Here is a 23,341-nt window from a genome sequence, read left to right as displayed (position 1 = left end):
ACCAACTGAGCCGCAACCACACACCAGCCGAGGAGAACCCAATGGCAGTGTTCGCGATCCGCGAGCTGATCATCGACGGCAAGGACGTCCCGGCCTCGGGCGGGCGTACGACCGAGGACCTCAACCCCCTCACGGGCGAGGTCTACGCCGCTGTCGCGGCCGCCGACCCCGAAGACGTGACGCTCGCCGTCGACGCCGCCGAGCGGGCGTTCCCTGCGTGGTCGGCCACTTCACCCTCGGCGCGCCGTGCGATCTTCCTCAAAGCGGCCGATGTCTTCGAGTCCCGTGTGGACGAAGCTGTGGCCATCATGGCCGCCGAGGTCGGCGGGGCCGCGCCGTGGGCACGCTTCAACGCGAAGCTCGCGGCGGGCATGCTTCGTGAGGCCGCCGCGTCGATCACGCAGCCGCTCGGCGAGGTGCTGACGACCGACACGCCGGGCCGACTGTCTTACGCGGTGCGGGAGCCCATGGGGGTGGTCGCGGCCTTCTCCCCGTGGAACGCCCCGCTGATCCTCGGCATTCGTTCTGTCGCCGTACCTCTCGCAGTGGGCAACACCGCCGTCCTCAAGCCGAGCGAGGACGCGCCGATCGGCGCCGGCCTGTTCGTAGCCGACGTCTTCCGCGAGGCGGGGCTGCCTCCCGGCGTTCTCAACGTGATCACCAACGCACCCGAGGACGCGGGTGACATCGCCGAAACGCTGATCTCCGACGAGCGGGTGCGGATCGTCAACTTCACCGGCTCGACGAAAGTCGGCCGGATCATCGGCGGCCTGGCGACCTACCACCTCAAGCCCGCGCTCCTGGAGTTGGGAGGCAAGAACTCCCTGCTCGTGCTCGACGACGCTGACGTCGACTACGCGGTCGACGCGACGACGTTCGGCGCGTTCCACAACGCCGGCCAGGTGTGCATGTCCACCGACCGAGTGCTCGTGCACAGGTCGATCGCCGAGAAGTTCACATCCAAGCTCGCGGCGAAGGTGGAGTCGCTGCCCCACGGAGATCCCGCCGATCCCGCCACCGTGATCGGGCCGCTCGTCAGCGAACGCGGTGCTCGCCACGTCGACGGACTGGTCACGGAGGCAGTCGAGGCGGGCGCCCGAATCCGAACCGGCGGCACGCCGGCCCGTGGGACCAGCTACACCGCCACCGTGCTCGACAACGTCACTCCAGAGATGCGCATCTACCGCGAGGAGATCTTCGGTCCTGCCGTCACGGTCATTCCCGTGGACACCGATGACGAGGCCGTCGCCATCGCCAACGACACCGAGTACGGCCTCTCCGCGGGAATCATCACCGACGACACCCGCCGCGGCCTGGCCCTGGCCAGGCGGCTGCACACCGGCATCGTCCACGTCGGCAACCAGACCGTGGACGACGAGGCCCAGGTGCCCTTCGGCGGCGTCAAGTCGAGCGGTTACGGCCGATTCGGCGGACGGTGGTCGGTAGAGGCGTTCACGGTCACGCGCTGGGTGACCGTCGCCGACCGGCACCAGCACTTCCCGTTCTGACCGACTCCAGAGCGGAGAAGCAGAGATGCCAACGAGTTTCGACCACACGACGCACCGGCAGAGAGTCCTGTTCGGATCCGGCACGGCGGCGAAAAATCTCGCGAACGAGGTGCGACGGAGGGGTGCCGAACGGGTCATGGTGGTCGCGTCGGCACTTCCCGTGACGGTTCCGACATAGTGAGCGTGATGCTCGAAGTCAAGGCACGGCGAGCGGTAGCTGCGTGCCGGTGACCGGTTGATCCATGCGATCCGATCTTGTAGTCGAATAACTACGTCACGCAAGAATTCCCCGAACCTGGGAATAGTGACCATTTTTTGGCCAATGAGCACGCTCTCACGACCCCGCTAGCGCCATCCAGAAAAACCGAACGCCGTTAGCTACTGCCCGAACTCGCCCAACGCGCCGTGTCGGCTTGCGTTTCGCCTATCAGCTCAACGAGACTCACTCTCCACCCAACCGGTGGAATCCACCGCTGGGCGCAACACCTCGAACCGAAGCAGACATCACTCGTTCGCGTGAGGCATTCTGATCACGTTCAGGTGACGCCAAGACCGCTCGAACGCACAAGCGCGGCCTCCTGCTGGAACAGGAGGCCGCGTGAAGCTTCACCCCGTCCGCCTGGCCTAGCAACCAGCATGTCTCTTGGAGGAAGCGCGTTGAGCTTAGGGCTGATGCCCGCGTTCCACTAGAGCCACAGCCGAGTGAATCGGCGGCTCAGCTGTTCGCTTGCACACAGCCTCGCTGAGGTCGATCGACCTTCTCCCGTCACAGTCGCGTTTGGTGACGCTCTGCGCACACGAAGACGTTGGGCACGACGTCCTCACCAACAGCTTGAACCGCGATGGCCGTCAGCCTTCTGCTCCTCACCCGAAGACGGCAACCGTTGGCGCACAACACTTTGCGCAGTGGCTGTCGCATTTGCGTGCACGGCCGCGTCCGTGCACATCGGACTCAACGTCACGGCGGCCGCATGCCTGCGGCTGTGCTCGCCGTTGCAAGGCAAGGACTATTTCACTTGGCAGGCAATGCTCTTCCGACCGGACCCTCAGCGACGCCAAAATCGAGGTCAACAACGCTGTGAAGATCGCGGCTACTCCCGCAGGTGGGCGCATCGCCGATGAGACAGCGTGGGCACCGCACCCGCGGCAGGTGACCGATCTGGGGTTCGTGTCGTCTGCGACAACGCCGTTCACCGTGATCCTCATCCAGATCGACGAGAACTGGGCGATGGCTGCCTGTAGGAAGGCCGACGCGCGGCACCTGCTCGACGAAGGCGTCAGGCTGCCGTTCGGGATCCGCCGGCTCGACCCCGTCAAGCTGCGCCCGCTGAACAGCAACTCTCTCGACACCACCTCTCGTAGCAAGCAGACCTCTTTCCCACGGGGGCACTCGCTTTCCGGATTCGGACTTGAGCCGGCGGGCGAACTCGTCACGGGATTGGCAGGCGCAACCAGCCTCGAAGGCCTCAACTGTTACTCCGCAGCCGAGGCGTCGGTAACGCCGCGCGCACAAACATCCGATCTGACCGTTGTCCTCGACGTTCGCGTTCTGGCCACCAGTAAGGGGGTACGTCATCTCCGCCTTCGACGAGCTTCATGAGCTGGGGTACTTCGGCACGAAGTGCACGGCTCTCGTTCGAGACCTTGTCCGAGAGGAGATCCGCAAGTTCCCGGTTCTCACAGCCGCGAACCCGGACCTGGAGGACGTCGTTCAAGAGTTCTTTGTCGACCGCCTAAAGGCGGTGACGATCACCCTCGCCGCCCAGGCGGGGAGCGACGCATCGTTCGCACGGCTTCTTCGGCGATCGGTCAGAAACTGGCTGATCGACCAGGCGCGGAAGACCGACTTGGGTAGCCTCCGGCGATCGATCGAGAAGACCTTGGCTGAGGAAGATGCCTTCGAGCAGGTTCCCGCCGGACAGTCCGGTGCGGGCAGATGGCGGCTCAGCGGAACCACGGGCGCGCCGCGGTCGAACGATCCCAGCAGCCTCCTCGCGGCAGCGTGGACTGTCTCGGGGGTCAAGGTGCCGAAGTGGTCGAGCGAGTCTCGCCGGCCTCCGGTCACTGACCGACCGTCCATGACAGCCGTACTACGCGCGGTTCTCGAGACCGCTGATGGCAGTCTGGAGATCGGACAGCTCGTCGACGTGCTCCGGCGCCGATTCGGTGCTGTTCTCGACCCTGTAGTCGTCCCGTTGGAGATGACATCCGACTCGACTTTGGCAGACGACAGGCCGACCGTCGAGGATTACGTGATCACGGCTGACGCCGAGCTCGACGCGGCGACAAAGGCTGCGGCGATCAGTGGAGCTTTGTCGCCCGCTGAGCGAGCCCTTCTGCCCCATCTGGAGAATTCATCGGCGGCCCAGTACTACCTCAACGTGGGACGCACACAGGCCTACCAGCACGTCGCGAACCTCAAAAAGAAGATCGTCGAGCTTGCGGGAGACGGCGATGACGCCAAACTCGTGGTGCTGGAGCTGATCCGGTTGTGCGGAGGGGTGGCTGAGCAGTGATGGTTGCCGCGCGATTGTCCGGACAGCTGGCGAGAAGCGACGTCAGACTCTCATGGCGACCCACCAGGTCGATTCGACGGGGAGGACACTATGAGTGAGCCGACCGCACCACAGCGCCTACTTCAGTTCGCCGAGCAGGTACGTGTCCCTGAAGCGCTCTCGCAGGAAGGACTCGCCGCACGATTCGGTGCACCCGACGACGTCGAAGTGCGCGTTGGGCAGGTGTGGCGCGCGTGCTGGAATGAGATCAGCGCCCTCCTACTTGTCACGGAGGTGCAAGATCTCACGATCGACGGCGTTCCGGTCACGCTGGACCTGCCAGCCGCACCCGACCGCGGGATCGTGATCAACGGGAGTTTCACTGCGTTCGGGCTCGACGCGATGGCATGGTCCAGCCTGTCGGAGCGTTTTCCGCTGCGAATCCTCGACCAGGTGGTGGACTCGTGGCCTGACGAAGTCGTTGACGAGATCCGCCGCAGACCTGCCGATTCACCGACTCAGCCGGGGTCCTGGTCCGATGAAGTCATCTGGGCCGAATTGACGGACGATCTCGCCGAGCTGCGCGCCGTGCCTACGCTCCCCATCGAGGTGGCAGGAGAGAAGGGCACCCCGCTGCAGTCGTTGCTCGGCCCCGGTTTGGACCTGCGCAGCCTGGTCACGGCCTTGCTTCCGATCGGGTACTCACAGCCGGATGTCATGGCGTTGCTCCACGGCAAGAAGCCGCTCAGTCCGCAGGCAGCCGATGTGGTCGCCAAGGTGACGGGGATTGATCGTAGGGACGTCGAAGCGGCGGTGGTCGCGATGCCTCGAGGCTTCGCCGCGGAAGTCGACCACCCTCGCTGGCGCCGGGTGTGGCGGCGCCGCGCCGAACAACGTGGTGTCGACGAAGCGACCGCTCGGCTGGAGGGCGGCTACGAGTACTTCGTGCGAGCGGCGCGCGAGACCGGTTCGGGACCAGTTGACTGGCGGGCGCGCTTGGCGCAGTACTTCCAGCGCGAGGAACAAGAAAGGAAGTCGAACGGGTGACGCGCGGCCGTTACGCGGCCGAACTGGCCGATCAGGTTCAAGCCATGGCCGCGCTTGTCGAGCGTGCCCGTCCTGGCGCGCTGGACCGATTGAGGCTCGATCCGCTCGGCGAACTGGACTCCTGGTCCGACATCGCACTGGTCATGGTCGCCGAGGAATCAGGCAAGGACCGCTGCTCCGTGGCTGGCAGCTACGAGCCGAACCCACCAACGCTCGTCGTCGCGAAGGCAGCGTCCGTGCGACGCCGTGGCTTCACAGCGCTGCACGAACTTGGCCACCATCTGCAGCAGACGGATCTTGATCTCGGCGCGGCCACCTTCAACTACAGCGAGCCCGAGCTGTACCAGGAGGAGGCGTGCGACGCCTTCGCCGCACACGTGCTCCTGCCGGACGAGAAGCTTCGGCCGACGATCGGACCTCGCGGCCCGGTCGCACAGGACATCGTCACCCTCTTCGCCGAGAACTCGTCGGCCTCGCGGGAGGCTTGCTGCGTGTGGGCCGCCAGACACCTCCGCGGCGCTGGAGCGGTCGTACTCCTCGACAACGTCGGAGCTGTACTGTTCGCGGCTCCACGCAGTTTCTTCCCGCCCGCCCGAGGCTCCGACCAGTCAGGAACCCCTTTGGTCGAAGCTGCGCTGAACCGGCGCTCAGGCGTCGTCACGCGGGATGAGACCTACGTCCGGTATCGAACCGGTAGTCACAGCGACTCGCTGTACGGTCAGGCCGCCTGGTTCGACGACGAGTACCTGGTCGCGATCGTCACGTCGGACAACGTCGGCTGGCGGGAGTTCGCACCACCACGGCCCGACACGTCCCGATTCCGCCCAGGAACCTGGTGGACCTGCGAGACCTGCGAAGAGACCTTCACCAGCTTCGAGCCGCCGTGCTCCACGTGCAAACAACCCAAGTGCGAGAGCGACCACTGTGGGTGCACCGTCGCAAAGGCCAACAAGAACCGGACGTGCACGAAGTGCTTCCTCTCGCTGCACCCCTCCAGGTTCGACGGGGCCAGCGTTGTGTGTCGCGACTGCGAGTAGTACCCGCAAGCCGCGGCAGACCCGCTGTCCGGACAGATCCCGAGATGTGACGTCAAACCTTGGTGAAGCCGATCAGGCGGGTTTCGCCAAGGAGGTGTTGCCACCGTGTCCAAGCCAACCGGCCGCAAGGCATCCGCGACGCGCGCGGTTGGGCCCGGCGGACAGTCCCGGACGATTCCGGAGCGCGTGGCGCGACACGTCTGGGTGACCGCGGGCGGCCGCTGCACGATCTGCAACCGGTATCTCGCAGACGAGGAACACACCGGGCAGGACGTGCCCGTTGGCCAGTTGGCGCACATCGTCGGCTGGTCCACCGCAGCGGGTTCGCCACGTGGTGATGCCAACCTGCCGCCAGACCAGCGGAACACTCCCGAGAACCTGATGCTGCTCTGCCACGACCAGCACCACGTCGTGGACTCCCCTGGTCTTTGGGACACCTACGACGCTGAGACGTTGCGCAGACTCAAGCGCGTACACGAGCACCAGATCAAGGCCCTGACGGCGCTCCGCGAAAGCAACCGCACAACGGTGCTGCGGGTCGTCAGCACCTTGCACGGCAAAGCGGTCGAGGTGAGCCGGAAGAGCATCAACAAAGCCCTACTGGCCAGAGACAAGTTCCCGGACTGGACGTTGCTCAACGGTGCGGACGAGTTCGAGGTGGACCTCCGCCGGCTACCTGGCGAAGTGGAGAGCACCGCCGAATTCTGGACCATGGCTCGAGCACAGTTGATGCATCAGCTCGCTTCCCTGCGCAACCACGTACACCGCGAGGCCGTGGACAGTGTGTCCGTGTTCGCAGTCGCGCGGATCCCGATCCTGGTGCTGCTGGGCACAATGCTCGACGAGACGGTGAAGACCGAGCTCTATCCAAAGCGCCGCGACGGCGTGGAGTCCTGGGGCTGGGACGACACGGCGGAAACAACGGACTTCGTCTACACCGCCAAACGCACTGGCACCATCACCTCGAAGGTCGCCGTCGTGTTCTCCGTGTCAGGGTCGATTGACTTCGACCGCCTGCCCGCAGAGTTCGACGAGACGTACACGGTGTACGAGCTCCGGCCTGCTGGACTCCCCGTCGTAGAACTGATCAAGACCCAGCGCTGCCTCGACGACTTTTCCCAATGCTGGCGCCACCTTCTCTCCACCATCGAGGCAGATCATCCCGGCGCATCAGATATCGCGATCTTCCCAGCTGTGCCCGCGACCGCAGCCGTGTCGATCGGACGACACGTCATGCACGCGGCACACCCTCCGCTTCGGATCTACGACCGACTCCGGGACGGCACCTACCGGTACGCGATCACCACTCGATCAGCCGACGACCGCACTCCCGAATGAATCTCTGCTCTTCCTCAACTTCCCATCTCTTCCTCCCCTTTGCCTGAACGGAGCACAAGCCATGCCGCCTCCCGTCGAGGAGACGATCTCCACCCTCTTCACCGGCGCCGCGGACATCCTCGACATCCCGCCGGATCTCTACTCCGTCGCTGTCGAACGCTATGAGGACGTCGGCAACTTCCTCGTTCTCAACGGTGGTCCCGAATGGACGGTGTATCCGCAGGGCTCCTTCCGGATCGGCACGGTGATCAAGCCACCCACGTCGAACACCGAGTACGACATCGACCTGGTGTGTCACAAGGACTCCTCCAAGGACGACATGACCAAGGAGGAGCTGAAGACCGAGGTCGGTGAACTCCTCCAGGCCTACGACGCCTTCAAGATCTTGGAGGGAAACGGCGACGGCCCGGCACTGTGCGTCGAAGGCAGGCGTGCCTGGACGTTGACGTACCCCGATCTGGGCTTCCACCTCGACGTCCTCCCGGCAATTCCGGACGGCGAACGACCACCGCCGCGCATCAGATTGACCGACACACAGAACCACCTCTGGCAATACAGCAACCCGAAGGGGTACTCCGTCTGGTTCCAGGGGCGTTCGGAGGAGCTACGACGGACGCTGGAGTTCAAGGCTCGCGCCGCAGGCGTCGACATCGTTCCCATGTGGACGGCCAGGTCCACGCTGCAACGGGTGGTGCAGGTGCTCAAGTGGCACTGCTACCTCTATTTCGCCAAGGACATCGGCGATCGTCCGCCTTCGGTTCTGATCACCACGTTGGCCGCGTGGGCTTACCAGGGTGAGCGCGACCTCTTCACGGCGGCCTTCAACGCGGTCAACGGCATGCCTGAGCACATTCAGAACCGTCACGGCACGTGGTGGGTTCCCAACCCGGCGCACGAGCGGGAGAACTTCGCCGACAAGTGGAACGAGCCCAACGAACGCCGCGAGAAGTTCCACGCCTGGCTGGGTAGCCTGCGCAACACGCTTCTCGAAGCCGCCCAATCGTCCCGACGCGACACCGCGAGCGTCATCGGAAGTCTTGGAGTCGCTTTCGGCGAAGACCTCTTGCTGAAGTCCGCAACTCGCATGGGCCTTGAGGTCAAGAACCCGATGGCCACCGGCGCTCGTCGAGTAGCCGCAGTGACCGCGGCCGCCTCAAGCGGCGCCACAGGCAAGTTCGGCGCGGTTCCCGTGGTACGCACGCGTTCCGGACGCGCTGGGTGACCACGCGCTATGAGCCGCCGCAATGGAAGCAAGATCAAGATCACCGCAGCGCTACACGCTGGCCTACGAGAGCTGCGCCAGGTAGTCGCAGAACATCCGTCTCTGCTGCAGATCGTGGAGACCCACCCGCCCGCCCGGGACGGCTCGTTGTGGGTAAGGTTTCGCTTGACCACCAGCGAGTTGAAGTCGCAGGTCGGCGGGTTGCCGGTGTCTCGCAACCACGAAGACTTGACCATGCGCCTCGGCCGCGACTTTCCCCTTGTCCCGCCTGACATCTGGGTGTCGCACGACCGGTTCGCTGGACACGCGCATGTGCTGCAGGGCCGAAGGCTTTGTGTCTACCTCGACCCTTCTCGCGAGTGGGACCCCCTGCTGGGCGTGCGTGGTTTCCTCAACCGGCTGTGGACCTGGTTCGACGACGCGACCAGCGGCGCGTTCGACGCCACCAACGCCATGTATCACCCTGTCGGTGGCGTTCTGCACGAGACGCCAGGCACGCCCATGATCGTGGCCCGGCCACGCTTCACGCCCGGTACCCGGAGAATGCTCCACGCAGCCCTGTCGGTGCGTACACCGGACCGACTAGATCTTGTCGACTGGCGGCTCGTCCCGAGCACCGGCCACGTGGCCTTGGTCGTCGTCCTGGACAAGCATCTCGTCTACGGGGCCGGGCACACCGTGATCGAAGTCCTCGACGCGATCGCCAGCACAGCGCACGTCGATGCTGAGGCTGTAGCCGCGGCCTTGGCCCAGGCTTCAACAAGAAACAAGTCCGGGACGCCGCAGTACCTGATCATCGCCGCTCCTCAGGGACGGCGCCTCGAGGACCGCTACCACCTCATCTCGGGGCGTTTGCCCGCCCAGTTGGCAGACCAACTGAGAAGCGAGGTGAGGAAACATGGCCCGCTCACCAGCGATTTGATCACCCGAATGTCCGCCGACGACCAGATGGAGTGGTGCATGATCTCCGATGAACGACCGGAGGTGGTCACCCGCAGAGACTCGACGCGTCCCACGGCCGCGTTCCAGGGTCTAAGCGTCGAGATCTGGGGTTGTGGCGGTCTCGGCAGCTGGATCGCGGAGTTCGTAGCACGCACCGGCGCGAACAAGATAACCCTGCGCGACAGCGGAAAGATCGCTGGTGGCCTGCTCGTTCGCCAGAACTACGTCGAGAACGACGTCGGTGCCAACAAGGCGAAGAAGTTGGCCAGCCGCTTGTCTCTCATCTCCGACGACCTTGTCGCCACCGCGTACGACAACCTCGTCCCCCACGGCATGGACCTCGCTTACCCCGACTGCGACGTGCTGATCGACGCAACGGTGTCCAACACTGTGGCCGGCTATCTCGACAGCATCGTGAAGTCGGTGGCCAGCGCTAACCAGCCACTCATCTGTCAAGTCGCGACGGACAACTCCACAGCTACTCGAGGGCTCATGATCGTTCGTGCGCCTGGCTCCCCTCAAACGATCACCAATCTCGACGACCTGGCCGGCTCGCGAGTTGCCCAACAGAGCAATCTGGAGGAGTACACAACCTTCTGGCGAGATCCAGCTCCTGGCGAGGAAGTCGTCCCCACCCGAGGGTGCTCGGTACCGACGTTTCATGGATCGGCCAGTGATCTGGCGGCCACGGCGGCAACGATGCTGAACCTGCTCGCTCGCCACATCGGGACCACGGATTCCGGCACACACCTCACCAGGCTTCCGCACACTGAAGGAGCAGCCCCAAGCCACGTGTACCTCGACTCGTGAACAGCAGTTCAGACTCCGGAAACCGAACTGGTCTACGCGCTCGGAGGACCGCAACCTCCCGCGCCTCCGTAAGGCGGTCAGCCATCCAAAGCGACCGTACGTGCGGCTGAGGTCACCAGGCCGGGAACTCGTTCGGACCGCTCGCTGACGTCCAACCTCACTCCTGCCGTCAACGGCGCGACGACGCGAGCATCCAGCGCAGCCGATCAGCGCGGCTGGCCGACCTTGTACTCGCCATCGTCGGACTTCGCCGTGATCTTCACAGACTTGTCCACGCCTCCAACCTCAACGATGCAGATGAAGGAGTTGCCCGGCGCAACCAGCTGGTCCTCAGGGCACGTGGCCTCACCGACATCGAAGATCTTGTACTCATCCTTCAGGATCGGCACCACGCCACGTTCGACAGCGTCCGCTTTGAACACCTTCCTTCGCGTGGGCATGGGCGGTTGCACCGTCACCGTGGACACGACTGTGACAGGAGCCGGCGCGGGCATAGGCGTTCCGGCTGCCGTGGAGGTGCACCCCGCGCAGGCTGCACCAAGAACAATCGCCATCCCGGCGACCACCACACCAGAGCGCATGCGGACGAGATCGGGGCTACCGGCCGACCTGTTACGCCCCCTGCCGCAGTCCGTCCCAAGCCCATCCTCAGAGCGGCTGCACGCGAAGGGGCCCGCAAGCGCAAACTCACGGGCCCCTCCTGTCGCAGCCGGACGACTCCGACCCAACCGATGCCTCGCGACCAAGGAGACGAGGAACTTCGGCCACGCGCAGATGGCTGCGAACCTCAGACGACCTTCGAGTACACCTCGGCCGCAACCTCACTCCGCAGCACGACGACCAGTTCACGAGCAAGCTCGGCGCCGATCTCCAACTCCTTGCGAAGAGATTCCGACGAGATAGGTCGCTTGTGGACCGCCCAGTGGCGTGCGTCGGCACGACGCGCACGTTCCAGGTCGCCCTGGCTTCCTCGATGAAGCACACCCGTGACCGTCTGATGGCCGACAACTACGCCAAGGACGCCCTGAGGAACCGGTTGCTGCTCAACCGCGGATGGGTCCGGCGCCCCTTGCTCGCACTCTGATCGAGTCGGTGCCGACTCCGGCTCTGCGCGATCCAGACCGTTCTGCTCAACGTCCGCAGCTGCGGCACGTCGCGTCGTAGCGCTCGCACTGATCGCCTGCAGGTAGCCAGGCCCCACCTCAGCCCAGCCGATCAAGAGCAACGGGCCGACAGCGTCGAAAGCCGCCTTGCCATACTCGCCGGCAACCACAGGGTCCGCCGTGTTCAACGCGAGAGTGACCGCGCTGGCGAACATCAGCAGCCGCCGTGCCGGACGCAGCACCGCCGCAGGCGCACCGGTCAAAGCGAGATGCCTAATGCCCAACAGCAGGCCGAGGATGGACAGATCCACCGCAGGCGCCACGAGCGGAGCCACCCAAATGGGCACACCCAAGCGGAGGCCGAGGCTGAACACATTGCCAAACCCGAACAAGAAAGTCAGCCCCACAACTGTCACCATAATGACGGTCACGGCTCGCACAACCATGTCCGACTCAGAAATTGACGAGCGTTCCGACGCAGCCATCAAGTTCACCTCCGAACCCGACCGATTCGAAAGCTGAGCGCCCACCTTCACCTGGGAAACCCACAGCAACATCCGGCTGAAACAGCCAACGTCGCACCGCGCAGAAATTCAGCACGCAGGCACCCCAACGTGACCTATGTAGCACACAAGTCACAAGACGACCACCAATGGCCCCGCCCCGACGTCGCAAGCCAAGGTCACACGGCACGGCCCGCAGAGCACCAACAAAGGCGCCCCGACCTCCTACGACAGTGCAGCTAGACCAATAAACGCGGCCAACGCGGCCGACACCCGCCCCAAACCGGTAGTAAATCTGGTAGCTGAGACAGGCAGCCACAAGCGAGATGCCAGAAGATCCCTGAGACGCGATCAGATCATTCACGCAGGTCAGGACACAGATACTGAGACTGCCCTGACCGTCTGACACTCGTCTGGATCCGTTCACACCGAAGAGGTCACTGGTTCGATCCCAGTATCGCCCATATATCCCGAAAGCCTCTGACCTGCGAAGGTCGGGGGCTTTCGGGTTTTCTCGGTTCGGAGAAAACCCCGTCAGCGGGGTCTCGGTAGTAAAAGTGGTAGTAAATCGGGAACTTCGCACGTCACACCAACCTCTTCGCCGAGGGCGGCAGGAACAGACCAATCACTGCCTCGGCCGCGTCGCGATCGAGGTCCTCGACGTCGCCCGTGTAGGTGTCGAGGGTGAACGCCACCGTCGCGTGCCCGAGCCGGGAGCTGACGATCTTCGGGTGCACACCGCTGCGGAGCGAGATCGTCGCGTAGGTGTGCCGGACGTCGTGCAGCCGAATCTTCGACAGCCCAAGGAAGTCGACCAGCCGGTTGAACTCCTCCGCAATGGTGTCCGGATGGATCGGCCGACCGTCCTCCCAGCAGAACGCCAGACCGTGGTCCTGATAGGCCTCGCCGAAGTCCTTCTTGTCCTGCTCGATCTGCTGGAAGTGCACGACCATCACTCCAGTGGTGAAGCTGTCCAGCGCCATCGACCGACGGCTCTTCTGGCTCTTGCCTGTGCCCTTCACCACTTTTCCGCCCGCGACGACCAACGTGGTGAAGCCCATGCGGACAAGCTTTTTCACCAGATCGAAAGCCGCAATTCCACACCGCACAGCTCCGAGCGGCGCACTCCCGTCGACGCTTCAAGGACCCACAGCGCATACCAGCGATGGTGCTGCGCGTGTTCGAGGAACAGCATCAGCTGCTCAGGAGTCCAGGTGTTGTGATTCCGCCTCGGAACCGACGGCGCCTTGACGCTCCGGATCGGATTGAGGCTGATGTACCTCCCACCCGCATCGCGGCACCGAGCATGATGTGCACGCTCTTGACGGTCTTCGGAGCGAGCCCGGGAACATGAGGCTTGGGGATCCGGCCGACTTCGTACCCGCCGCACCGCTCGGCGTGCACCGGCATAGCTCACGCCGACCTTGTCCACGAGCTCGCGCGGCCGAACCTCCAGATTCGCGGCAGTGGCGGCCTTCCACAGCTCGTACATCTCCCAGTTGGTGTTGCGCTTCTGACGGCCCTCGGTGAGGAGGAACTCGTAGAGCGCGGCCACTACCGACGGCACGAAGTCCTGAATAAGGCGCTTCCCGACGATGGGCATCACGTAGGTCCGCGCTAGCGCCTCGTAGTTCGCCGCCGTCGTCGGTTCGGCGACCGTGCGCACGTACGGGAAGAACGCCTCGAAGAAGTCGTCGATCGTCGCGCGGGACGGCTTGACGTAGGTCTCTGTGGCGAGCGCAGCGCGCGCTTCCGCCATCCCCTCCCAGGCTTCGTCCTCGGTCTCGTAGCCGCTCTTCGTGATGCGGTCACGGACACCCGTCAGTGGATGCGGAGGCCCTGGAAACGCGTAGGCCCACTTGCGGCCGCGCTTGAACACTGAGCCATCGGACGGCTTGCGAGTCCGCTTCTTCTTGCCCTTCATGCGGCCTCAACCTCCGCAGTGCAGTCCTGCTCGGGGTCGAGGAACTCGACGAGTCGCGCACGAACCACGAAGAGCCTCCGCCCCATCCGCCGGACACCAGGCAGCTGCCCTGAATGTGCGTATCGGTAGGCCGTAGCTCGCTTGATGCCCAGCAACCTGGCCGCTTCTGGAACGGACACAAGAGCCGGACCGTGCTCATCAATCATGGGTGTCTCCAGACGGAACTGGGCACACGAAAGCACGGCTCCGAAAGCCGACCCTTTGCACTGTCAGCTCGTGTGCCTTTGATTGGGTCAACATCAAATGCGACGCCCGGCCAGCTGTACCACCGCAACCAGCTGCGACGCGAGCAAACCACTCGTTGGCGTGACTCAAGCGGCCCGGGGTATCGAGTCCCCATTGGACTGTGCCGCAGATGTACAGATCTCCCAACGAGTTCTGCCCACATTGTCGACTCCGTGCGACACACGAGGACGGCATGGCGAATCCCAACCACGACGCGGCCGCAACATCACCACAGCCCGAAACCCTGCAGCGCGAAGGCTCGCTCCGCTCTCGCCGGACTGCGTGTAAGTGATCATCCGGCGATATCCCATCGAACGAGCTGCCCGCCAAGCCGCCGCGTAGAGCATTGAATTGGCGTTGCGGGTCCCGGTGGTGCAGGTGCGTGTGACTTCGATCGTCCAACCGTCGTCGAGGTGCGGTGCCTTGTGATGGCGATGGTGGCTCGTCACGAACGCGCTTGCCTGACGAAGAGGAATGGGCACAACAGTCATACCCATCTCAGTTCACCTCCATCGAAACGAATGACGGTGATCACGCAGCCGTCGCCGCATGCTCCACGACATGGTTCTCTCGCTTGTCTGGGCTGTTTCTGGCCGGGCCGTTCGTGGTGCTCGATGCGGGTGTTCCGGAGGTGCGGTGTTCGCGGCGGTGGCTGATATCCAGTGGCGTCAAGACCCGTGAGTGGGTTGGCTGGCTTCCGGTGTTGTGAGCGACGGGACGAGGTGGCCGATGGATGGCGACTGCGGCGATGGCTTGGAGGTCACGCTGGACGGCGGTGGCCGGACGGCGGTCAGCCGTCGCGGCGGGGTCGTCTTGCGGGCTCCAGGGCCCTGGTCGGCCACGGTGTTGGACCTGTTGCGTCATCTGGAGGTGGTCGGCTTCCGTGGAGCGCCTCGTGTTGTTGGCACGGGCTTGGATCCGGTCACCGGCCAGGAGACGCTGACCTTCATCGAGGGCGGTTTCGTCCACCCCGGTCCGTGGAGCGATGCCGGGGCCTTCGCAGTCGGTGAGTTGCTGGGTGAATTGCATCGTGCGACCGCATCGTTTCGGATGCCGGATCGAGCGATATGGCGTCCTTGGTATGGACGGCGGCTCGGTCATCGGGCTCCGGTGATCGGCCACTGTGATGCGGGACCGTGGAATGTCGTGGAGCGGGAGGGGTTGCCGGTCGCCTTCATCGACTGGGAGGTGGCCGGTCCGGTTGATCCGGTTGTGGAGTTGGCGCAGGTGTGCTGGTTGAACGCCCAGCTTCACGACGATGACGTGGCCGAACGTGTCGGTCTTGGCTCTCCGGAGGATCGGGCCAGGCAGGTCGGATTGATCGCCGACGGATACGGACTCAGCGCGCTCGATCGTGGGGAACTGGTGGAGACGATCATCACCGTCGCGGTGCAGGACGCGGCCAACGAGGCGATCGAAGCCTCGATCACACCGGACAGCAGCGATCCCGCTCCCCTGTGGGGTCTCGCATGGCGAATCCGGAGCGCAGCCTGGGTGCAACGACACCGGCGGCTTCTGGAGCGAGCCGTGGGTTGACGCTGCAAGGACGGTGGCAACGTGCTCTGCGTGCCTCCGGTGTGCCCTGTGCGACTGGCCCGGTGGCCCGATGCACTCCGGTTGCGGGACAACGGCGCGGCCTGGCACCCAAGCCTTCGGCGAGGCAGGCCGCTCACCGCGTTGGTGAAGAAACAGCCGATGCGCAGCGGCGTTCGGTGCGGAAGGGCGATGCACCGGGGGCGGAAGCCGCAGGGCTAGCGCGCCCCGGCGCCGTCAGCTTGGGCAGGCCGTAGAAGCCACCACGTACCAGAGCAACCGCAGCTCAGTCGCTCAAGAGCAGGTGGTCGACCATGAGGTGTCCCCACGCACCCGTGGCCTGATCGACCACCCGCACCTGCGCGCTCTGCCCCTGCAGGTCGCTGACGTCCCAGTCGACTGGTTTGAGCACGCCGGTGTCGTCTCCGGTGGCCGTTCGCACCACTTGGCCGTCCACGATCAGGCTGATCGAGGTCTCGCCTGGCGAGCCGTGCGGATGGTTGCCGCCGGCGATCAGGAAGTGCAGGTGGTCGCGGTCCACGGTGAACGGCGGTGAGGTGATCGTGCCGGTGGCCGGGTCACCTCCACCGGCGAACGTGTCCAGCGCCGCTGCGCCGACCATCCCTGGCAGGTACCAGGGCAACGGGCCGGTGCCGGCGAAGCTGCCGGTGGTGGTCCAGCCGGGATCGTAGGAGGAGCCTTCGAAGCCCGAGAGCAACTTGGCCGGTCGTTGGGCCAGGTTCTGGAACTCGGTGATCTTCGTGTTGGCGAAGGTGGCGCTGCCGCCGGTGGTGTAGAGGTTGAGGCCGCTGTCCGACGGGTCGGCGAACACCTGGCTGGAGTGCACGTAGCGGCCGTCGTCGACGAACACCTCGATCGTGGTCCGGTCGACCAGGATTCGCAGGTGTGCGGTGGTTTTCGCGGGATTCCACGGAGCACGGCTCTCGCCGCGTGGCCCACCTGGATCGGGCTGGCCGGTCTGCCGCCGGTTCAGGTAGCTGTAGTCGTGGTAGATCCCGGCGTCCGCGTGTCGGGTCCCGTCGGCCGACACCCGCAGCTGCACCCCGACGTTGTCGAGCTGGGTCCAGCTGACGTCCGTTTCCAGCTGGTACGCCGTTCCGTTGTAGGGCAACGGCACCAGGCCGTCGTCGACCTCGATGGTGCCGAGGTTCCTCACGGACGAGGCGTGGTTCGTCAACGCGGAAGTCGGTTGGGACACCAGCGAATACCCGTCCGCGTAGCGCTTCAGGGAGATCTGCCGGACGATCGAGTCGGTTCCGTTGAAGCCGTCCGAGGCTCTGGTCGGTGTGCTGTCCGCGTACGCCCAGTTGTTCATCCAGGCCATCCCGAACCGCCGGTCCAGCGGCGCGGCCGGATCCTCCCAGGTGACTCCGGCGTACCAGTCGAAGCCGTGATCCAACCATTGTGGCGCAACGGAATCGGCCGTGAACGCGGCACCGTCGAAGGAACCTGTCCAGTACGCGTACGTTTCGGGCTGCCCGGACGCCCTGCCGTTGGCGCTCACGCCGAGCATCCAGTGCGTGGTGCCGTCGTCGGCGCGGATCTGGAACAGGTCCGGGCATTCGAGGATGCCGTAGGTGCTGGCGAACTCGGACTGCCGCGTCCACGTCTTGAGGTCGGGCGAGGTGTAGAACCCGATCCGGTCTCCTTCGGTGATCGCGGCGACCCACCGGGTCCGTGCGGAGTCCCAGATCACCTTCGGGTCGCGGAAGTCCCTTCGGCCGCCGTTGGGGATCACCGGGGCGTCGCCGTGCGGCCGGAACGTCCGGCCGCCGTCGATCGAGTACCAGAGGAACTGCGCCTGCGGGCCGGAGCCGTTCGTCGGGTGATCCATCTGCGTGACGAGCTGGATCACCGCGCCTGCACCGAATCCGGCGGTGTTCGCGGTGTCCACCACCGCGGAGCCGGACCACAGGTCGTGGTTCGCGTTCGTCTTCTTCGGCGCGGCGATGCCCTGGTCCGCGAAGGCGACCCCGTCGGTGGTCGTGGCCAGTCGCCAGGCGGTGCCCACCTCGGTCGGGTAGTCGGCGTTGTACAGGTAGTAGTAGTTGAACTTCCCGTTGAGGTACACCGGCCGCTGGGGGTCGTTCATCCAGCGGTCCGGCACGGTGAAGTGGTACTGCGCGCGGTAGGTGGGCGCAGCCGACACCGGGGTGGCGCCGGGCATACCCACAGCCGGCAAGAGTGCGGCGGCGAAGGCGATCCGCAGCAGGCGAAGTCCGCTCGTCGTTGAGCTCATCCGACCTCCAGAACTGTTAGGAACCAACAAAACTGAGACGTTTGCCGTCCCACGCCACGGTCATGGGATCGCTGATGGCGCCGACGAAGCCGTGCTCGCCGCGGTGGTGGAACGCGAGCAGCACCCACCGGTCGTCGGACCGGCGGCGGATCAGCCGTCCGCTGTAGAAGCGGTCGTCGGTGACGGGTTCGGCGGCCGCGATGTCGAACGGCCCGAGCAGACCGCCGGCGGGGGCGGCCCAGATTCCGCCGGTCGTGCCGGTGGCCCTGCGGTCGGGTGAGGCGTGCTCGGCCAGGCAGGAGAACAGCAGGACCGGCTTGCCGTCCACGACCTCGACCTGGGTGACCTCCAGCTGCCCGAAGCCCCGCGACTCGGGAAGCGTCAGCGGCGGGCGAGGTTCCCAGTGCCTCAGGTCCGCGGAGACCGCGTGGCCCACCACGCCGCGTTCGAACGGTTCACCGGTGGTGACGCGAGCCGTGATGAGCATGTGCCAGCCGGAGCCGTCCGGGTCGGCGAACACCCACGGATCGCGGAAAGCCTCGTCGTGCCAGCCGTCGTTCAGGGTTTCGTACCACCGCGGATCAGCGGCCAGGACCGGGTTCTCCGGATTTCGTTGCCACGTCACGAGATCCTGTGAGGTGGCGTACCCGATGCGCTGCACGTTCCTGCCGTCGGGCGCGGCTGTGGAGCCGGTGTAGAACAGGAACCACGTGCCGTCCGGATGCCGCACCACCGAACCGGTCCACGTCGCCAGGTCGTCGAACGCCGGGGCGTCCGCGCGGACCAGCGCGTCCTCGATCCGGGTCCAGCTCACAAGGTCCGCAGACACCGCGTGGCCGATCGAGGCGCGGTAGTGGCGCGCGTCGGGATCACGCAAAGCCCTTGAGGCGTAGAGGAAGAAGAGGTGGTAGCTCTCGCCGTCGTCGGCGAACCAGAAGTCCCACACCCAGGAATCGGGCAGCACAAACATCCACAAGCCTCTCGAAAGGTCGTGTCAGCCCTTGACGCCGCTCGCGGCGACGCTGCTGACGAAGGCGCGCTGGAAGGCGAGGAACACGACGAGCACCGGCAGCGTGATCATCGACGTGTAGGCCATGATCTCGCCCCACGCGGTGGTGTCCTGGAAGAAGTACTGCATGCCGACCATGACCGGCCGCAGGTTCTCGTCCTGGACGACCATGCTGGGCCACAGGTACTGGTTCCAGGCCGGCAGGAAGGTCAGGATCGCGACCGTGGCGAACGCCGGTCCGGACAGCGGCACGGCGATCTTGCGGTAGATGGTGAACCAACCCGCGCCGTCGATCCGGGCGGCCTCGTCGATCGCCGTCGGGATGGTCGAGAAGTACTGGGCGAACAGGAAGACCGAGAAACCGTTGGCGATGAACGGGATGATCTGCACCTCGTAGGTGTCCAGCCACCCGAAGTCGTACCGGAGCACGCCGTCCTGGAACACCAGGGTCGGCAGTTGCGAGACCCAGTAGACCATCGGCACCGCAATCGTCTCGAACGGCACGATCAACGTGGCGATGATGATGCTCAGCACCACCCTGCGGCCGGTCCAGCGCAACCGGGACAGCGCGAAGCCCGCCATGGAGTTGACCACGAGCCCCGCACCCACGACGACCACCGTGACGAACACCGAGTTCAGCAGGAACCGGCCGACCGGCACCCGGTCGAACACCCCGGAGTAGTTGCGGAAGCTGATGTCGCCGACCGGCAGGAACGCGCGCCAGCCGCCGACGTCGGACAGGATCTGGCCGTCCGGCTTGAGACTGGACACGAACATGAACACCAGCGGGAACAGGAAGAACACGGCGAGCCCTGTCATGGCGAGGTAGATCCAGCGACGGCTCATCGGCTCAGTCCTCGTCCCGCGTCAGGTAGCGCTGCACCAGCGCGACGATGAGCACCAGCACGAAGAACACCAGCGACAGCGCTGAGCCGTAGCCGATCTGCTGCTGCCGGTAGCCCATGCGGACGGCGTGGTAGACCAGCGTCGAGGTGGAGTCCACCGGACCGCCCTGCGTCATCACGTCGATCTGCACGAACAACCCGAGCGCGGCGATCGTGATGGTGATCAGCACGAACACCCTGGTAGGCCGCAGACACGGCCACGTGACGTCGCGGAACTGCCGCCACGCACCGGCGCCGTCGATCCGCGCGGCCTCGTACAGCTCGCCAGGGATGGTCTGCAGTCCGGACAGCCAGATCAGCATGTGGAAGCCGACCGCCTGCCAGATGGACAGCACGATGATCGCGGTGAGCGCGGTGCTCGGGTTGTTGAGCCACGCCGTGCCGTGCCAGGCGCCGAACGTGATCGAGTCGATGAAGGAGTTGACCAGTCCGTCCGGCTGGTACATGAACTTCCACAGGATCGAGACCACCACGATCGAGGTCACGACCGGGATGAAGAAGATCACCCGGAACGCCACCGCGCCGCGGATCTTCTGGTTCACCAGGATCGCGAGCAGCAGCCCGAAACCCGCCTGCACCGGAACGACGACGGCGGCGAACGCGAACGTGTTCAGCAGTGAGTGGAAGAACGTCGGATCGGCGGTGAAGGCCCGCACGAAGTTGTCGAAGCCGGTGAAGCTGGTCGGTTCCGGTGAGATCAACCTGGCGTTGGTGAACGACAGCACGAACCCGAGGATCACCGGCACGATCAGGAACGCCAGCAGCAGAAGCACCGCCGGAGCCGCCATCGCCCAGCCGGCTCGGCGTTCGGAACGCAGATCGGCGCGGGTCCTGCGGACCACTAGAACCCGTAGCCGTTCTGCGACGTGATGTCGGTGTCGATCGCCTTCGTGGCGGTGTCCAGAGTGGACTTCACCTCGGCGCCGCTCATGATGTCCTTCGCGGCCTTCTCGAAGGTCGACGAGATCACCGGGTAGCCGGGCGTGGAGGGCCGCGCCAGGGCGAACTTCTGCGACAGCACCGCGAACTGGTGCAGCACACCGGTGTCGCTGAAGTACTTCGACGCCTTCGCCGCGGCCGCCGTGCTCGGGATGACGACCTGGCTGTCGGCGAAGGCGGTCAGGTACTTGTCCTGGAAGCTGAACTTCAGGTAGGCGCGAGCTCCGTCGGCGTTCTTGCAGCCGGCCGAGATACCCCACTGCCAGGAGCCACCGCCGATCTTCGGGCCCTTGCCGAAGTCGACCGGCGGCAGGATCACCAGGTCGTCACCGACGCTGGCCAGTGCGTCCTTGGCGTTCCACACACCGGTGTAGCTCAGGGCCACCTTGTCGTCGATGAACCGCTGGTTGCCGACCGGGCCCGCGTTGTCCACCCAGCCGTTCTTGAACGCCTGCTGGAACCAGGTGAAGAACTTCACCGCGTCCGGGCCGTTCAGCGCACCGTCGGCGCTCTTCATCGTGTCGCGGTTGATCAGGTCACCACCGGCGCTCTGCAGCATCGGCGAGTACGCGTACGACCACCACTCGCCCTTGTCCGCGGCGCCCAGGTCCAGCGGTGTCTGATAGCCACTCGCCTTCAACTTGCCCGCAGCCGCGTCGAACTCGTCGAGCGTCCAGGGCTTGTCGACGGTCGGGATCCGGATGTTGTTCTTGTCCAGCACCGACTTCCGCGCGAAGATCGACAGCGCGGCGTCCCAGTAGCCCGCCGAGTAGACGGTGTCCTTGTACCGCCCTACAGTCGTGGGCAGCAACGAGTTGAGCAGATCGTCCGGCAGCCCCAGCGGCTGCAGATAGCCCGCCCAGGCCCAGTTCGGCATCACCGGGCCGTCCATGTCCAGCAGGCAGGGCAGCTTGCGCGCCGTCGCGGCCGCGGTGATCGCCTCGTTGTACGAGCCCTGCGGGAAGTTCTGCTGGACGATCTTGTACTGACTCTGGGACGCGTTGAAGTCGGCGATGATCTGCTGGTACACCGCCAGCTCACCGGGGTTGCCGGCCGAGTGCGTCCACATCGTGATCTCGCCGGAGCCACCGGAGGAGGAGTCGCTCGCACGGCCGCAGCCGCTGAGCACGAGCGCCGCGGACAGGCCCGCCGCTGCTAACATCGAGAGGGACTTGCGCTTCACCGTGCAGTCTCTTTCCCGGAGCGCGACCGGCCGTCGCCTCCGTGCTCGTGGCAGCGCCAACTGCCATGTGGATTGCAGTGCAACGAAGTGAGGTCCGCCGCCGGTCAGTCGCCAAACTGGGTCGGCGGCGGGCTCACCGAGTCCCGCCGGACGAGCGGGCACGGCATGAGATGCGGAACTTCCGGCTCGGCCTCGCGCAGCCCGAGAGCCACCTCCATCGCCCACCGACCCATTTCGTAGTGCGGCAAGGCAACGGTCGTCAGCGGTGGGTCGAGCTCGGCCGCGACCAACTGCTGATCGTCGTAGCCGACGACGGACAGATCAGCGGGAACCGAAAGCCCACGATGGTGCGCGGCTGTGTATGCGCCCATCGCCATGCGGTCGTTGAAGCAGAACATCGCGGTCGGACGCCGCTCGGCGGGCAGGTCCAGCAGCCGCCGGGCAGCTTCTCGCCCACCGCCGGCCACCGGTTCAGCACGCACGTGCAAAGCGGGATCAGGTTCGATCCCGGCCTCCGCCAGCACCTCGAGATACCCCGCGTGGCGCAGCGGCGAGGCAACGAGCTCGAACCGTTCCTCCGCGTCCAGAAAAGCGATCCGGCGATGCCCGGCGGCCACCAGCTCCCGCACGGCCGCCATCCCGCCGGCACGTTCATCCGGCACGACCGCGGCCCGGCCACCCGTCGCCGGAGCGCAGTCGAGCAGAACAGCGTCTTCAGGCAGATCCTCAGGCACTTCGACCACGCGATGCCACATGCTCGCGTAGATGATGGCGTCGACCTGCTGCCCGCTCAGAGCCCGCAACGCCTGGCGCTCCGCTTCCGCATCACGTTCGGTGTCGACGAGGACCACCAGATGCCCCTGCTCACGAGCCACATCGTTGGCACCGGCCAGCATCCGGCCGGCGAACGGAGTGCTGGCGATGGTGTCCGAGATCAGACCGACCAGGCGAGTCTGCTGGGTGCGCAGACTCCGGGCCACCGAGTTCGTCTTGTACCCGACCGCCTCGGCCGCCTCCCGCACGCGCGCTTGAGTCTGTGGCGACACGCGGGTCGAGTTCACCCCGCTGAGCACCATCGACACCGTCGCCGTGGAGACACCGGCGAGAGCTGCCACATCGGCCATCCGGACGCGAACCATCGCGGCAACCCTCCGATCGTCACCCGGTTGTTTAATCGATTAACTTGAGGTTAAGCGAGTATGCAACCCGGCCGTGGACCCGTCAAGAGTCGACAGGGACAGCACGCTCGCCACCATATGCATCGGATGTCTCGGGCATGCGCTCGTCAGCGAGGTCAG

The 23,341-nt window shown here is 65.3% G+C and carries 21 protein-coding genes; 9 read left to right on the top strand and 12 right to left on the bottom strand.

From position 1 onward, the window contains the following. Positions 1 to 41 precede the first annotated feature (41 nt). The 8 genes from AB0M24_RS07590 to AB0M24_RS07555 all read left to right on the top strand — a co-directional run bounded on the left by AB0M24_RS07590 (position 42) and on the right by AB0M24_RS07555 (position 10,399). Complete coding sequence (locus tag AB0M24_RS07590; protein ID WP_363762245.1) at positions 42 to 1,508, top strand: aldehyde dehydrogenase; 1,467 nt, start codon at positions 42 to 44, stop codon at positions 1,506 to 1,508. Between the two features lie 1,078 nt (positions 1,509 to 2,586). Next, entirely contained in the window at positions 2,587 to 3,108 is a 522-nt protein-coding gene (locus AB0M24_RS07585) for a DUF6119 family protein (RefSeq protein WP_363762243.1), read from the top strand. Beyond that, on the top strand, positions 3,038 to 4,024 hold the full coding sequence (locus tag AB0M24_RS07580) for a hypothetical protein (RefSeq protein ID WP_363762241.1): 987 nt from the start codon (positions 3,038 to 3,040) through the stop codon (positions 4,022 to 4,024). The genes AB0M24_RS07585 and AB0M24_RS07580 overlap by 71 nt, the downstream gene beginning before the upstream one ends. Positions 4,025 to 4,114: 90 nt before the next feature. Next, positions 4,115 to 5,050 (top strand): hypothetical protein, encoded by a 936-nt coding sequence (locus AB0M24_RS07575; RefSeq protein WP_363762239.1) that lies wholly within the window; start codon positions 4,115 to 4,117, stop codon positions 5,048 to 5,050. Between the two features lie 44 nt (positions 5,051 to 5,094). Further along, positions 5,095 to 6,087, top strand: coding sequence for an ImmA/IrrE family metallo-endopeptidase (locus AB0M24_RS07570; protein ID WP_363762237.1), 993 nt, complete (start codon positions 5,095 to 5,097; stop codon positions 6,085 to 6,087). Between the two features lie 105 nt (positions 6,088 to 6,192). Further along, on the top strand, positions 6,193 to 7,425 hold the full coding sequence (locus AB0M24_RS07565; protein WP_363762235.1) for an SAVED domain-containing protein: 1,233 nt from the start codon (positions 6,193 to 6,195) through the stop codon (positions 7,423 to 7,425). 61 nt (positions 7,426 to 7,486) lie between these two features. Then, positions 7,487 to 8,647, top strand: a complete 1,161-nt coding sequence (locus tag AB0M24_RS07560) for a nucleotidyltransferase (RefSeq protein ID WP_363762233.1) — start codon at positions 7,487 to 7,489, stop codon at positions 8,645 to 8,647. Positions 8,648 to 8,656: 9 nt separating this feature from the next. Then, positions 8,657 to 10,399: a ThiF family adenylyltransferase gene (locus AB0M24_RS07555; RefSeq protein WP_363762231.1), complete on the top strand. Its 1,743-nt coding sequence runs from the start codon at positions 8,657 to 8,659 to the stop codon at positions 10,397 to 10,399. A 206-nt stretch (positions 10,400 to 10,605) separates the two neighbouring features. Here the strand turns inward: AB0M24_RS07555 and AB0M24_RS07550 are convergent, their stop codons facing one another. The 6 genes from AB0M24_RS07550 to AB0M24_RS07525 form a co-directional block, all read right to left on the bottom strand. Continuing rightward, positions 10,606 to 10,866 carry a DUF4333 domain-containing protein gene (locus AB0M24_RS07550; RefSeq protein ID WP_363762229.1) on the bottom strand — a complete coding sequence of 87 codons (261 nt, stop codon included), beginning with the start codon at positions 10,864 to 10,866 and terminating at the stop codon, positions 10,606 to 10,608. Between the two features lie 320 nt (positions 10,867 to 11,186). Continuing rightward, the gene (locus AB0M24_RS07545; protein WP_363762227.1) at positions 11,187 to 11,987 is read right to left on the bottom strand and encodes a hypothetical protein; all 801 of its coding nucleotides are present in this window, start codon (positions 11,985 to 11,987) and stop codon (positions 11,187 to 11,189) included. Positions 11,988 to 12,589: 602 nt separating this feature from the next. Continuing rightward, positions 12,590 to 13,084: a tyrosine-type recombinase/integrase gene (locus AB0M24_RS07540; protein WP_363762225.1), complete on the bottom strand. Its 495-nt coding sequence runs from the start codon at positions 13,082 to 13,084 to the stop codon at positions 12,590 to 12,592. Further along, positions 13,081 to 13,929, bottom strand: coding sequence for an Arm DNA-binding domain-containing protein (locus AB0M24_RS07535; protein ID WP_363762223.1), 849 nt, complete (start codon positions 13,927 to 13,929; stop codon positions 13,081 to 13,083). Before AB0M24_RS07535 ends, AB0M24_RS07540 begins: the two co-directional genes overlap by 4 nt. Next, positions 13,926 to 14,135 (bottom strand): helix-turn-helix domain-containing protein, encoded by a 210-nt coding sequence (locus AB0M24_RS07530; RefSeq protein ID WP_363762221.1) that lies wholly within the window; start codon positions 14,133 to 14,135, stop codon positions 13,926 to 13,928. The genes AB0M24_RS07535 and AB0M24_RS07530 overlap by 4 nt, the downstream gene beginning before the upstream one ends. A gap of 165 nt (positions 14,136 to 14,300) precedes the next feature. After that, positions 14,301 to 14,705 carry an XF1762 family protein gene (locus tag AB0M24_RS07525; RefSeq protein WP_363763036.1) on the bottom strand — a complete coding sequence of 135 codons (405 nt, stop codon included), beginning with the start codon at positions 14,703 to 14,705 and terminating at the stop codon, positions 14,301 to 14,303. Between the two features lie 238 nt (positions 14,706 to 14,943). Between AB0M24_RS07525 and AB0M24_RS07520 the strand changes: the two genes are divergently transcribed. After that, positions 14,944 to 15,750 (top strand): phosphotransferase, encoded by an 807-nt coding sequence (locus AB0M24_RS07520; protein ID WP_363762219.1) that lies wholly within the window; start codon positions 14,944 to 14,946, stop codon positions 15,748 to 15,750. A 283-nt stretch (positions 15,751 to 16,033) separates the two neighbouring features. On the opposite strand, the gene AB0M24_RS07515 is transcribed toward AB0M24_RS07520, so the two are convergent. The 6 genes from AB0M24_RS07515 to AB0M24_RS07490 all read right to left on the bottom strand — a co-directional run bounded on the left by AB0M24_RS07515 (position 16,034) and on the right by AB0M24_RS07490 (position 23,182). Beyond that, complete coding sequence (locus AB0M24_RS07515) at positions 16,034 to 18,007, bottom strand: GH32 C-terminal domain-containing protein (RefSeq protein ID WP_363762217.1); 1,974 nt, start codon at positions 18,005 to 18,007, stop codon at positions 16,034 to 16,036. Positions 18,008 to 18,023: 16 nt separating this feature from the next. Then, positions 18,024 to 18,977: a glycosyl hydrolase family 32 gene (locus AB0M24_RS07510; protein ID WP_363762215.1), complete on the bottom strand. Its 954-nt coding sequence runs from the start codon at positions 18,975 to 18,977 to the stop codon at positions 18,024 to 18,026. A 24-nt stretch (positions 18,978 to 19,001) separates the two neighbouring features. Further along, entirely contained in the window at positions 19,002 to 19,862 is an 861-nt protein-coding gene (locus AB0M24_RS07505) for a carbohydrate ABC transporter permease (protein WP_363762213.1), read from the bottom strand. Between the two features lie 4 nt (positions 19,863 to 19,866). Further along, a complete protein-coding gene (locus AB0M24_RS07500) occupies positions 19,867 to 20,763 on the bottom strand; it encodes a sugar ABC transporter permease (protein WP_363762211.1) in 897 nt (298 codons plus the stop codon). Next, positions 20,763 to 22,043 carry an extracellular solute-binding protein gene (locus AB0M24_RS07495; RefSeq protein ID WP_363762209.1) on the bottom strand — a complete coding sequence of 427 codons (1,281 nt, stop codon included), beginning with the start codon at positions 22,041 to 22,043 and terminating at the stop codon, positions 20,763 to 20,765. The genes AB0M24_RS07500 and AB0M24_RS07495 overlap by 1 nt, the downstream gene beginning before the upstream one ends. A 104-nt stretch (positions 22,044 to 22,147) precedes the next feature. Further along, positions 22,148 to 23,182 (bottom strand): LacI family DNA-binding transcriptional regulator, encoded by a 1,035-nt coding sequence (locus tag AB0M24_RS07490; protein ID WP_363762207.1) that lies wholly within the window; start codon positions 23,180 to 23,182, stop codon positions 22,148 to 22,150. Positions 23,183 to 23,341: the final 159 nt, after the last annotated feature.

The organism is Lentzea sp. NPDC051838, from assembly GCF_040681245.1.
In the GTDB taxonomy this organism is placed as follows: domain Bacteria; phylum Actinomycetota; class Actinomycetes; order Mycobacteriales; family Pseudonocardiaceae; genus Lentzea.
Note: the sequence above shows the minus strand (reverse complement) of the source record. Positions and strands in the feature narration are given on the sequence as shown.